At 72.7% G+C, this 12,970-nt stretch carries 6 protein-coding genes; all 6 read right to left on the bottom strand.

Annotated elements, in window-relative coordinates:
- Positions 1-355: 355 nt before the first annotated feature.
- The gene (locus tag ACLQ14_RS04150; protein WP_425810164.1) at positions 356-2,068 is read right to left on the bottom strand and encodes a SulP family inorganic anion transporter; all 1,713 of its coding nucleotides are present in this window, start codon (positions 2,066-2,068) and stop codon (positions 356-358) included.
- 7 nt (positions 2,069-2,075) lie between these two features.
- Positions 2,076-3,506, bottom strand: coding sequence for a DUF1254 domain-containing protein (locus ACLQ14_RS04145; protein WP_425810162.1), 1,431 nt, complete (start codon positions 3,504-3,506; stop codon positions 2,076-2,078).
- Positions 3,499-4,689 (bottom strand): AI-2E family transporter, encoded by a 1,191-nt coding sequence (locus ACLQ14_RS04140; RefSeq protein ID WP_425810160.1) that lies wholly within the window; start codon positions 4,687-4,689, stop codon positions 3,499-3,501. Before ACLQ14_RS04140 ends, ACLQ14_RS04145 begins: the two co-directional genes overlap by 8 nt.
- A 16-nt stretch (positions 4,690-4,705) precedes the next feature.
- Positions 4,706-4,924: a hypothetical protein gene (locus ACLQ14_RS04135; protein ID WP_425810158.1), complete on the bottom strand. Its 219-nt coding sequence runs from the start codon at positions 4,922-4,924 to the stop codon at positions 4,706-4,708.
- Positions 4,925-5,012: 88 nt separating this feature from the next.
- Positions 5,013-6,914, bottom strand: a complete 1,902-nt coding sequence (locus ACLQ14_RS04130) for an alkyl/aryl-sulfatase (protein WP_425810156.1) — start codon at positions 6,912-6,914, stop codon at positions 5,013-5,015.
- A gap of 124 nt (positions 6,915-7,038) precedes the next feature.
- Positions 7,039-12,864 carry a prealbumin-like fold domain-containing protein gene (locus tag ACLQ14_RS04125; protein WP_425810154.1) on the bottom strand — a complete coding sequence of 1,942 codons (5,826 nt, stop codon included), beginning with the start codon at positions 12,862-12,864 and terminating at the stop codon, positions 7,039-7,041.
- Positions 12,865-12,970 lie beyond the last annotated feature (106 nt).

Raw genomic sequence — 12,970 nt, 5'->3', positions numbered from 1 at the left:
CGGCACCATCGTGTGGACCGCGCCCTCCGGACACGCCTACAAGGTCCCGACCAGCCCGACCGACCCCACCATCCCCGTCCCACCCACGCTCGACAGCGCTCCCGCGAGATGCGCATCCCGTGATCGAGGCGGCCCCGCGGAGCCTGCCGATGCCGACGCGGGCCCACATCCGAGCCACCACGACGGCCCGCCACCGTTCGGCCCGCCACCGTTCTAGGCGAGCGTCCTCGATGTGCTGCGCCCATGCCCGGGACGGGTCGGGCCCGATGCCAGGTCGGACCGGCCGCGGACGGGCCCTGCTCCCTGCGATCAGGCGGTGCGGCGGCTCGAGGCGATGTTCGGGCGGGTGCGCCGCTCAGTCTCTCGGCCGCCCGACCCGCCTCGCCCGCGCGTCGAGCCAGGCGGCATGCGTGGACCCGAGGACGACGTCGGTCGCGGGGTAGAGCCGGACGTTCGCGAGGTGCTCGGCGAGCACCCGCGACTCCCAGACGTGCAGCACCTGAGGCGACAGCCCGGACAGGTACAGCCGGCTTCCCCCGGCCTCGAGGACGTCGGCGTACTGCGCGATCACCATGAAGAACGTCGCGCCGAGGGTGGTGCGACCCCGCAGCCGCAGGACGACGGCGGCGTCGGTCGCGCCGGCGGGGTCGGGGAGTTGGCGTTGGAGCGTGCGCGCGCCCGCGTAGAAGAGGGAACCGTAGACGTCGAGGACGACGACGTCGTGGTCGTGCAGCGTCCGTGGCGCAGGCCGCTCGATGGGCCCGCCTCCGCCGGTCCGCGGGATGAGGCGGACGACGCGCAGGTCGACGGCCTCGCGGTTGAGCTGGAGCAGGAGGGACACGATGACGCCCACCCCGACGGCCGCAGCGACGGGCAGGAGCAACGTCGCGACGAACGTCACGACGAGCGCGATGGCGGGGGTGCTGCCGGCGTAGAGGAGCGTGCGGACCTGCCGGGGCCGCAGCGAGCTCAGCGCGGCGAAGATGAGGATCGCGGCGAGGGTCGGCATCGCGACGACCCCGACGACGCCGGACAGGGCCACGAGGAAGATGAGGACCCAGCAGCCGGCGAAGATCGACGCCCACCGGCTGCGCGCCCCGGCCGCGATGTTGAGCGCCGTCGCGCTGATGGACGCCCCGACGGGCTGCGCCCCGAAGAACCCGCAGGCGATGTTCGCGGCGCCCTGGGCGCCGAAGTCGAGGTTGCTCTTGGACCGGGTGCCGTCCGGGTTCGGGGCCGCCTCCGCGACGCCGGCCCCCTGGACGAGGACGACGAACGCGACCGTGACCGCGCCCACGAGGACGTCGGGTGACAGGGCGGAGAACGCCGGCAGCGACGGCAGGGGGAACCCGCGAGGGATCTCCCCGGTGTCGTGCACACGCGCGACGGTCGCCCCCGTGAGCACGACGACGAGCGTCGGGACGACGAGCGCGAACACCGCGCCGAGCTGCGCGAACCGGGTCCGGGAGAGGACCACGAGGATCGCGAGCGCCCCGACGCCGACGACGACGGACGGCCAGCTCCACGCGCCGGGGTTCGTGACGACGCTCCACGCCTTGGTGATCGCGATGCTGCCGTGGGCCTCGGACCCGGTGAGGTCGTCGAGCTGGCCGAACGCGATGTTGAGGGCGAGGCCGGTGAGGAAGCCGAGCATCACGGACTGCGACACGAACCGCACGTACCGCCCGAGCCGTGCGGCTCCGGCCGCCGCCATGAGCACCCCCGCCAGCAGCGTGAGCCAGACGAGCGCGTCCGAGCGCTTGTCTCCGGGCACCCCGGCGAGGGCGGAGGCGGCCGCGAGGGCGGCGGCGCTCGTCGTCGTGACGCGCATGAGCTGGGTCGACGCGCCCGGCCCGCCGGCGATGGGCCCGACGAACGTCGCGTACAGGCCGTGCACGGGGGAGACGCCGGCGAGGAGCCCGCACGCCATCCCGTCGGGCACCGCGCTGACGGCGCCGGTGAGCCCGGCGACGACGTCGCTGCGCAGGTTCTCGCGGCGCGGCCCGACCGTGCGCCACCACTGGCGCAGGGTGCGGGCGGGGCCGGCGGGCGTCTCCTCGGCCGTCACGGGCGCCTCACACCGGCACGACGTTCCCGAGCTTCCAGCTCCGGTCGAGGTAGGGCTCGAGGGGACCGTAGAACCGGAAGTAGGAGAACCAGTGCCGACCCGGGACGGTCTGGACCCAGTTGCTCTCGCCCGACGGGGGAGGGGTCGGACCGAAGAACAGGTCGACGGAGCCGTCGTCGTTCACGGCGAGGTCCGGGTCGCGCGAACCTCGGTCCCCGCGCTGCTGGGGGTTGTCGATGAGGCAGCGGGTCGTCACGTCGTAGACGGTGGCAGACCAGAAGAGCTTGGCCGGCACGTCGGGGGGCACGTGGAGCGTGTAGCTGCGCGCGCCGTCGAGCCAGGCGTCGTCGGAGTCCGTATAGGTGCTCAGGTAGGCCTGGCCGAGGCCGGGCGTCTGGCTCTTCATCGCCTCCGAGAAGCTCACGGCCTCGTAGAACCACGTCGCGCGTTCGAGCAGCTGGTCGTATCCCGCGCCGCGCTGGTCGGAGTGGTCGAGCGTCACGGTGAGGTCCCATTGACGGTCGGGCCAGTAGCGGCTCCCGTCGAACCGCTTGGCGAAGGCGTTCGCCTGGGCGATGACCTCACCCGTGGCGGTGGCGCCTTCCAGGATGGCCCGGAGGCGCTGGTCCGGGTCGAACGGCTTGCCCTTCTCGATCCCGAGCTGGCGCAGCATCGCCAGGTAGAAGCGGTCGCGCTCGTCGACGACCTCGTCCTGGTAGATGTCGTGGAGCCGCTCCCAGTAGGCGAGGCCGCGGGGCTGGTCCCCGGTCCATGGGCGTCCGTCCGGCGACAGGATCCGGGTGGCGGGCGGGTCGTCGCGCTCGGAGAACGGATAGATGCGCACGGCGTCGACGAGCGCCTGCGAACGATCCGGGTCGGGATCCAGGGTCCGGAACCCGAACATGATGTTGACGCCCGTGGACCGGAGCACGAAGAAGTCGTCGTCGAGCCCGGCCGGGGGCTCCTCACCGGGCGGGAGGACGAGGTGCCGTCCGCCCTGGTTCCGGTCGGGGCCCAGCTCGCCCATGGCGCCGATCTCGCGCTGCCAGAAGTCGGACACGCCACCCGCCGTTGGTCCGGCCGGAAGCTCGAAGACCAGCGGGCCTGTCTGGGCCAGGTCGAAGAAGTTGAGGATGTACGGGGTCGTCGCGTTCGCGGTGATGAGCCCGAGCCGGTCGCGGTAGGTGAGGTAGCGGACGAGGTCGGAGCCGGTCGCCCCGAAGACGTCGTAGTGCTGCGTCTTCCACTGGGCGTACGACACGAGCGGCAGCGACCACAGGTAGGCCTGGACGGCCAGCTGGTGGTCGAGCTCGTCGAAGATCAGCGGGAGCGATTCGCGCGCCGGAAGGTCGCCGTCGAACCGGACGTCTGCGAGCGGACCGCGCAGGGCGGACCGGTCGGGGATCTCCGAGCCCGGCCAGGGGGTGGAATCAGGCATCAGGTGTCTCCTTGGGTGTGCGCGTTCGGTCGTGGTCGCGGCGGGCGCGCGACTGGGGCTCGGGGTCACGGAGCAGCTCGGACTCGACGAGCTCGTGGCGCTTCCAGTAGGTGTCCATGACGGCCTGCACGGTCGCGGCGACGGGGAGCGCGAGGAACGCGCCGATCGCCCCGAACACGGCGCCGAACGCGAGCACGACGAGGAACGCGACCGCGGGGTTCATCTGGAGCGCCTTGGCCGAGACCTTGGGCGAGAAGATGTAGTTCTCGATCTGCTGGTAGCCGATGATGAACGCCAGCACGGCCACGGCCTGCGGGATGCCCTGCGACGTGAGCGCGACGGTGACGGGCAGCGCGCCGCCGATGTAGGTGCCGATCGTCGGGACGAACTGCGACACGATCCCCGTGAACAGCGCGAGCGGCAGCGCGTACGGGGTCCGCACGATCGTCAGGAAGGCGAACGTGAAGACGCTCGACAGCGCCGCCAGCACCACGCGCGAGGTGATGAAGTCCGACGCCTTGCGCTGCGCCGTCTCCCAGAGCATGAGGACCTCGGTCTGGCGGTTCGGCGTGAGCCGCGCGCACACGGCCGCGCGGAAGCGCGGGCCCGCGGCGGACAGGTAGTAGACGACCAGCAGGATCGTGGTGATCGCGAACAGCGCCGAGACGACGCTCGTGCCGACGAGCAGGACGCCCGACGCGACGTCGTCGCCCCAGCGCCCCATCGCCTCCTTCACGAGCACGCCCGAGTCGGGGATCGTGACGTCGAACCTCGACGACAGCCAGTCCTGCAGGTCCGCGTACATGGCCGGGACGTTGCGGAACAGCTCGAGGAGCTGCTGCACGAACAGGTTGCCGAACAGGCCGACGATCACCAGGGCGAAGATGATGGTCCCGACGAGCGCCGCCCCGGCCGCGAGCCCGCGCTTCCAGCCGCGCCGCACGAGCCACAGCACCATCGGCTCGAGCGCGAGCGCGATGAAGAACGCGATGAGGACGTTGACGATCAGGCCCTTGAGCTGGAAGAACGCGTGCCACGCGAACGCGGCCACGAACACCGCGAGCGCGGCCATGACGAGCCCGCGCGAGAACCAACGGGGCGGGCGTCGGGAGTCGTGCTGGAGGGGGCGGCCCGAGTCCTCGCCGAACGTGGCGGCGTCGTCCGCGACGGGTTCGCTGGTCAACGGCTCCTCCTCGCGGTCACGACGTCGAGACGTCGGGCAGGGCGTGCATCTCCGTCACGGTGAGACCGAGGTCGTGCAGGAGCGCGACGACGCCGGTCAGTGCCGCGGCGTCGGCCACCCGGACCGTCAGGACCGTCTCGTCGGGCGCGTCTCCGGGGGCGCGCTCGACGATCTCGATGTAGTCGTGCAGCGGGATGCCGGTGAGTCGTCCCCCCACACGGACGCTGTACCTCACGGGCCCACCTCCTCGTCCTGCTCCCACTCTCGGGCACGGGAGGCGGAGGCCGCCTCATCCGCGGTGGGTGGTCCGCGCCGCGGCGTCGTCAGGGCGTGACGAGCGGGAACGCCGGGTCGAACTCCTCCATGACGGACGCGAGCGTCGCGATCGCGGTCCGGTCGCCGTCGGCGGTGACGGCGCCGGAATCGACGAGCGCCAGCGCCGTGCCGGGCTGAAGCAGGAACCCGACGAGCGCCGCCTTCGGTCCGGACACGGTGAGCTGCGCGGCGCCGGAGTGAGCGGGCCGGGCGTTGAGGACGCCGTTGCGGACCCACAGGGTCCACTCGTCGCCGGTGTCCGTGAAAGTGAGGTCGATCCGGACCTCGACCTCGGCCGCCTTGACGCCGTCCACGTGGACCGCGGCGAAGTCGAACAGCAGGTCGACGGGCATGGCGAGGATCGTGTCCGGGCTGGCGGTCGCGAGCGCACCCTCGGTCGACACGCCGCCGCGCAGCTCCTGCGCGGCCGTGAGGAAGATGCCGCGCCACTGCGGGATCTCCTGCTGGTACCCGAGCTGCTCGTAGGCGTCGGCCTGGAGCCCCTTGGCCTCGGCGTCGTCGGGATCGGCGAACACCAGGTGGTGCAGCACCTGGACGGCCCACCGGTAGTCGGCGGCGTCGATCGCTCGCCTGCCCTCCTCGAGCAGCTTCTCCCGGCCGACGAGCGCGACGTGCCGCTTCGCGTACTCGGTCGGGACGAGAGGCCACAGGGACGCCGGGTCGCCGTCCCAGAACCCGAGCTCCTTCGCGAACACGGCGCGCACGTTGTGGTGCAGGGCGCCGTGGTAGTACCGGTTGGACCACCGCCGCCCGAGGACGGGCGGCAGCTCGATGACCTCGGCGGCCTCGACAGGCGTGTACCCCTGGTTCGCGAGCCGCAGGGACTGGTCGTGGATGTACTTGTAGAGGTCGCGCTGCGACTCGAGCAGCTCGACGACCTCGGCATTGCCCCACACGGGCCACGTGTGCGGGCCGTAGTGCACCTCGACGTCGTCACCCCAGCGGACGAGGGTCTCGTCGAGGTAGCGCGCGAAGTTCCGGGCGTCGCGTGTCCGGGCTCCGCGGAGCGTCTGGATGTTGTGCATGGTGTGGTTGGCGTTCTCCGCGCAGGTCAGCGCCTTGATCGCGGGGATCCAGATGTGCATCTCCTCGGGCGCCTCGGTGTCGGGCGCATAGAGGAACTCGAACTCCCAACCGCCCAGCGTCAGCGTCTGGCCCGTCTTGGTGACCGGGTCCGTGGGGGAGAGGTAGCTGACCGAGAAGTTCTTGTTACCGCTCGGGCCGATGCCGCCCGTGACGAGGCCGTACCGGCTCTGCGGCAGCAGGGTCGCGAACGCGTAGCTCGCCCGGCGCGACATCGCGTTCCCGGCGATGACGTTCTCCCCGATGGCGAACTTGGCGAAGGACGCGAGCGTCCCGGGCGCGACGATCGGTACCCGCCCGGAGGTCACGTCGTCCTCCGACACGACGCCCTTGACCCCGCCGTAGTGGTCGAAGTGCGTGTGCGTGTAGATCACGCCCACGACGGGCTTGTCGTTGACGTGCTCGCGGAACAGCGCGAGCGCCTGGGCCGCCGACTCCACGGCCTCGCTCGCGTCGATCACGACGACGCCGTCCGGGGCGTCGACGAACGTGATGTTCGCTCCGGCGTTGTTGCGGACCTGATAGAGGCCGTCGACGACCCGGTAGAGGCCGGCCCGCTTGATCAGCTGCGACTGGCGCCACAGGCTGGGGTTCACGCTCGGCGGGTGCGGCGCGTCGTCGCTGATGTAGGCGAGGTGCGAGGCGTCGAAGACGACCTCGCCGTCGTCGCGGACCGTCTCGGTGATCTCGGCGACCAGCCCGCGGTCGGCGAGCGCGAAGTCCTCGCGGTCGTCCATCGCGTAGCGGGCGAGCGCGGCCTCGTTGGCCTGCGCGGTCGCAGCGGTGGGTTCCTTGGTGCCGGTCACGGTGCCTCCTCGACGGTGGGGCGGACGCTCCGAGGCGCCCCCGGATCCCAGGGTCGGCGCGCGGGCGCCCGGGGCGCCTCACCCGCGGGGGATGGTCTCGGCCGTCCGGGCCGGCGCCGCGGTGTTACGCCGTCGGGCCGCGACGGCGGCGCACCATCAGTACAAGGGCCGCACCCACGCACAGGAGCGCGAGCGCGACGCCGCCGACCGCGAGGACCGTGGCGCCCGTGACCGCCAGGGGAGGCTCCGCGCCGGGCGGCTGCGTCCCGGTGGCCGGCGACGACGGCGTCGCCGTGGGGTCCGTCGTGGGCGTCGGGGTGGGCGCGGGGCCCGTCGTGTGGGTGGTCGAGCAGTGCTCGTCGCCCGTCGCCGCGAGAGGCTGCACGGGCGTGGCGGCCGCGCTCACGGCGAAGGCGCTCGCCGTGAAGGCGCTCTCGGTGAAGGCACGTTCCGCGGCGACGCTCGAGGCAGGGACGCACGTCTGGGAGCCCGCGCTGGTGATCACGTTCGTGAGCCGGACGTCGACGGCGTCCTGGTCGACGACGACCTGGTACGTCACGGTCTGCGTGCCCTGGAGGGTCGGCACGGTCCAGCGGAGGAGGTCGCCGCCGCGGACGGCGGCCGTGCCGGCGCTCGCGTGCACGCTGCCCTCGACCAGGGTCGCGTGGGAGACCACGTCGGACAGGTCGTCGTCGACGACGACGTTCCTCGGGTCCGTCCCGGCGAGCTTGCGTGCCGTGACGGTGTAGGTGATGGTCTGGCCGGGCACGACCGTCGAACCGGTCGCGGGGTCGCTGCTCTTGCTCACGTCGAACGAGCCGGGCAGCGTGTTGGTGATCGTGCAGGTCGCCTCGCCGCCGAGCGGCACCGTCAGCGTCGACCCGTCGAGCGTCCCCCCGGTGCAGAGCCACGGTCCCGCGTCGTAGCCCGCGGGGCCGTCGGACTCGGCGAGCTCGTAGTCGCCCGCGGTGACCGCCGCGCCCGTGACCGCGTCCGAGCCCGTCACCCCGGACACGGGCGTCGGACCGTCCGCCGACAGCGTCCAGGCCGTGGGCGCCGCCGCGTCCTCGCCCACGACCTTCTTGACGAGCGTCAGGTGGGCCGGCTGGTCGCTGTTGGTGATCGTGCAGGTGACGTCCGCGCCGTTGGGGAGGACCACGGAGGCGTCGGTGACCGTCGTCGACCCGCCGCTCCCGGCGTTCGTGCAGACCCAGCTCGACGCGCCGTAGCCCGACGGGCCGCCGGACTCCGTGAGCCCGTAGCTGCCCGCGTCCACCGCGACGGCGGTGACGGCGTCGGAGCCGCTCGTGCCGGTCACCGGCGTCGGGCCGTCGGCGGCGAGGGTCCAGTCCGTGGCCACGGCGTCGCCACCGTGGGTGTTCTCGACGACCTTCACCAGGGTGAGCGCGGCCGCGAGGTCCGTGTTGGTCAGCGTGCAGGTCACGTCGGCCCCGGTCGGCACCGTGACCACGGCGCCGACGACGAGCCCGCCGTCGCAGGACCAGCTTCCCGCCTCGTAGCCGGTCGGACCGCCGGACTCGGACAGGTCGTAGGCACCGGCGTGCACGACGGCCCCTGTCACGTCCGCGGTCCCGGTGGCGCCGCTGATCGGCGTCGGGCCGTCGGCGCCCAGGGTCCAGTCCGTCGGCACCGCGGTCCCGCCGTGCAGGTTGTCGACCTGCTTGACGAGGGTCAGGTGCGCCGCGGCGTCGCTGTTGGTGACGGTGCAGGTGACGTCGTCGCCCTCGGCGAGCGTGACCGTGGTCGCCGTGCTCGTGGTGCCGCCGGTGCAGACCCAGTCGGACGCGACGTAGCCGACAGGCCCGGTCTCGGAGAGGTCGTACGTGCCCACCTGCACCGGCGCGCCCGTGACGGCGTCCTCGCCGGTCGCCCCGCTCACGGGCGTGGGGCCGTCGGCGGTCAGCGTCCAGTCGGAGACCGTCGAGATGCCGCCGTGGGTGTTCTCGACGACCTTCACCAGGGTGAGGGTGGGCGAGACCGCCGTGTTCGTGATGGTGCAGACGACGTTGCCGCCGTTCGGGACGGTCACGGTCGAGCCGTCGCCGCCGAGGACACCGCCCTGGCACACCCAGTCCCCGGGGTCGAAGCCGCCCGGACCGTCTTCGGTGAGCTCATAGTCGCCTGCCGACACGCTGACCGCGTCCACGCCGCCGGGTGTCGTCGGGTCGCCCGTACCGCTCACCGTGCCCTGCCCGGGGATGGCGCTCGGCGTCGCCGTCAGCGTCCAGTCGGACGGCGTCCTGCCGGAGCCGGTGGCGCCGGCGTCGACCACCTTGACCAGGGTGAGGTGGGCGGGCTGGTCGTCGTTGTCCAGCGTGCAGGTGGCGCTCTGGCCGACGCCGAGGACGAGCGTCGCCCCGGTGAGCGTCCCGGCCGTGCAGGACCAGCTCCCGGCCGTGTACCCGGCCGGCCCGCCGGACTCGGACAGGGTGTACGTCCCGGCGTCGACGGTCGCACCGGTGACCGCCGCCGAACCGGTCACCCCGCTGATCGGGGTGGGGCCGCCCGCGGTGAGGGTCCACTGGGTCGGGACGGCCGTGCCGCCGTCGTCGTTGGTGACGGTCTTGACGAGGGTGAGGTGGGCGGGCTGGTCGTCGTTGTCCAGCGTGCACGTGGCGCTCCCGCCGTTCGCCAGGGTCAGGCTCGACCCGGTCAGGGTGCCGCCGGTGCAGGACCAGTCGCCTGCCGTGTACCCGGCAGGTCCGCCGGACTCGGACAGGGTGTAGGTCCCGGCGTCGACGGTCGCGCCCGTGACGGCGTCGGAGCCGGTCGCCCCGCTGATCGTGGTCGGGCCGTCGGCGGCGAGCGTCCAGGCGGTGGGCGCCGCCGTGCCGCCGTCGTCGTTGGTGACGGTCTTGACGAGGGTGAGCTGCGCCGGCTGGTCGTCGTTGTTCAGCGTGCACGTCGCGCTCTGGCCGACCCCCAGCACGAGGCTCGCCCCCGTCAGCGTCCCCGCCGTGCAGGACCAGCTGCCCGCGGAGTAGCCGGCCGGTCCGCCGGACTCGGACAGGGTGTAGGTCCCGGCGTCGACGGTCGCGCCGGTGACGGCGTCGGACCCGGTCGCGCCGGTGATCGGGGTGGGGCCGTCGGCCGCGAGCGTCCAGTCCGTCGGGACGGCCGCGCCGCCGTCGTCGTTGGTGACGGTCTTGACGAGGGTCAGCTGAGCGGGCTGGTCGAGGTTCGTGAACGCGCAGGTCGCGTCGTCGAGGGCCCCGAGCGTGACCGACGTGACCTTCGGCCCCGGGATCACGACGCACTGGATCGAGTCGAGCACGTACCCGGGCGGGCCACCGCTCTCGGTCAGGTTGTAGCTCACGCCGGGGCGGACGTTGAAGGTCGCCCCGGGCGTCGAGCTCGTGACGGTGTGCGCCGGAAGACCGGCCGGGAAGGTGCCGACGGGTGTCGCCGTGAGGCTCCAGTCGCCCGGTACGGCGGTCCCGCCGTGCGTGTTCTCGACGAGCTTCTCGAGCGTGAGCGTGGCGGTGCGGTTCACGGCGTCGCAGCGGACGTACGACCCGAACGGCACCGTCACGCCGCCGTTGAGGCCGTCCTGGAACCCGGGAATGACCGTGGTGCCGTCCGCCTCGACCTCCTGGCAGTTCCAGCTCCCGGTCGACCCCGGGACCAGGACCGCGTTCGGGTCGACGAACTGCTGGTACTCCGGGTGGGGGGCGCTCTCGCTGAGCGCGTAGGTGGCACCCGCGGTGACGAGGCCGTTGACGCCGTCGGTGCCCGTCGGCCCGGCCGCGGCCGACGCGGGCGCGGTCGCCGTGAGCGTCCAGTCGTCCGGGTCGGCGGAGCCGCCCTGCACGGTCTTGGTGAGCTCCAGCCGCGTCTCGCACGTCACCGTGTTGGTGATCGTGTAGCTGTTGGTCCCCGCTGCGAGGGTCTCCGCCTGAGGCAGCGCAAGGTCCACGGTCGCGCCGTTCGCTCCGGTGAGCCGGGCGCTCGTCAGCGTGCACAAGGGCACCGCGGTGAGGTCGGTGCTCTCGTCGACGCTGACCGTGTCGCCCTGGCGGAAGCCGGTCTGCGTCTGCTCCCACGGGGCGAGCGTCCCGTCGATCGAGCCGCTCGCGACGAGCTCGGGCGGCTGCGCGCCGTCGGCGTACGTCGTGCCGTTGACCACCCACCGCTTGTGCAGCACGACCGACGCCAGCGGCACCGGTGCGCGGTTGTAGACGACGCAGCTCACCGGGTAGGTCGAGGACGCCGGCACGCTGAACCCCGTCGCGCCGGCGTTGGTCACGGTGACGCCCACGCCGGTGTCGACGCGGGTGCAGACGGCGTTGGCGCCGCCGACCTGCTGCAGCGTGTAGCCCGCCTGCTGGGTCTCGGTGAAGGTCACCGGGCCGGTGGTGGTGCCGCCGCTGAACGTCAGCGGGAAGTTGGCCGCGCCGGTGCCGTCCGCGGTGACCCGCGCCGTGGGGGCGTCGACGGCGACGCCCGTCGAGCCCGCGCCGGTGAACGTCCAGCCGCCCTGGGGCACCGCGCCCGTGGTGGTGCCGGGAGCCGCCGTCGACGGCACGACCTCCTTGACGACCGTCACGGAGCCGAGGCAGCTCCCGAGCGCGAGCTGCCGGAGCTGGTCCCCGGCGGCCGCGTAGTCGGCCGTCTGGTAGTAGTCCGTGTTCAGTGTGGGGCCGGAGATCGACCGCAGGTTGTACCCGCTGCCCGTGCTGCCGACGCCGTCACCGACGCCGAGGGCGATGACCTTGGTCCCCTGGGCCTTGATCGCGTTGGCCGAGAAGATGCCGTTCTCGACCTCGCGGAACCGTGTGCGGTTGCCCGGGCCCTCGCCGTTGCCGTAGAAGGTCGGGTTGCCGTCCGTGATGACGACGGCGACGTCGAAGCGGGACGGCGACTGGGCGACCTGGTACAGGCCGCGGTCCCAGTTGGTGCCGCCGGCGTTGCCGCCCGGCTTGGCGTAGCCGTTGATCTTCGCGGTGACCGCGGAGGCGCCGGCCGCGGTGGACACCGTGGTGGGAGCGAGGGTGTCGCCCGTGGAGGCGGGAGCCGAGGTCGCGAACGTGAACGTCCCGACGCGCGACGGGGTCCCCGTCAGCGCGCTCACCATCTGGTTGGCTGCCGCCTTGAGCGACACGAGCTGCGCGTCGGTGACCGAGTTGCTGAGGTCCAGGACGAGCCCGACGGTGATCCCGCACTGCGCCGGGAAGGTCGGGTTGTCGAGCGACTGCTGCCAGATGCCGCCCGACGCCTCGTTGTTGGTCGTGCCGGTCGAGATCATGAAGTCGGCCGTCGAGCGGTAGATCGTCGCCGCGCGGAGCTGGCTCGACGTCGGGAAGACGTACGTGTCGGCCGCGACGGTCGTCCCCGTGCCGAGGGTGGGGTTCGTGTAGTAGCCCGCCGGGATCGCCGCGGCGCCCGCGACCTGCTTGACGTAGAACACGCGGTCACGGTTCGTGCCGCCGGTCTGCGTGTTCGGCACCGTGAAGGAGCAGTCGCCGTCGGCGTCGGAGACGCAGGTGCCGAAGCCCGCGACGGGGGTGGTGGCTCCGGGCGTCGTGAAGAGCCCCAGCGTCACGCCGGCGAGGTTGCCGACCGCGGTGAGGCTGGTCCTCGCGCTGCCGACCTTGACCGTGATCACCGAGCTGTTCGCGGGCGGCACCGGCACGACGAACGGCGTGACGGCGAGGGCGTCGGGCGACGCGATCGAGGCGGGCGGTGACGGCGTCGCCGTGGGCGACGGCGACCGGGTGGCCGACGGCGTGGGTGTCGTCGACGGGGACGGCGAGGGCGTGGGCGTGGCGGTCCACGTGGGCGTGGGGCTCGCGGTCGGGGACGCCGCGTCTGCGGGGGCGTCGGGCGACGGTGTGAGCGTGGCTGTGCCGGACGACGTCGGGCCGTCGGCCGCACCGGCGAGCGGTGCCACGGTGAGGAGCATGACCGTGACACCCGCGACGACGGCCATCCCTCGGTATCCGCGATGCATCTGTCCCCCGACGTCCGGTCCCAGCTGGACATTCGGACGTGCACGAAGCAGTCCGGATCTGACGCGCCCTACCCTTCGCAGTGTC

Source organism: Luteimicrobium sp. DT211 (genome assembly GCF_049844995.1).
Taxonomy (GTDB): Bacteria; Actinomycetota; Actinomycetes; order Actinomycetales; family Cellulomonadaceae; genus Luteimicrobium.
This window is presented reverse-complemented; position numbering and strand designations above follow the sequence as displayed.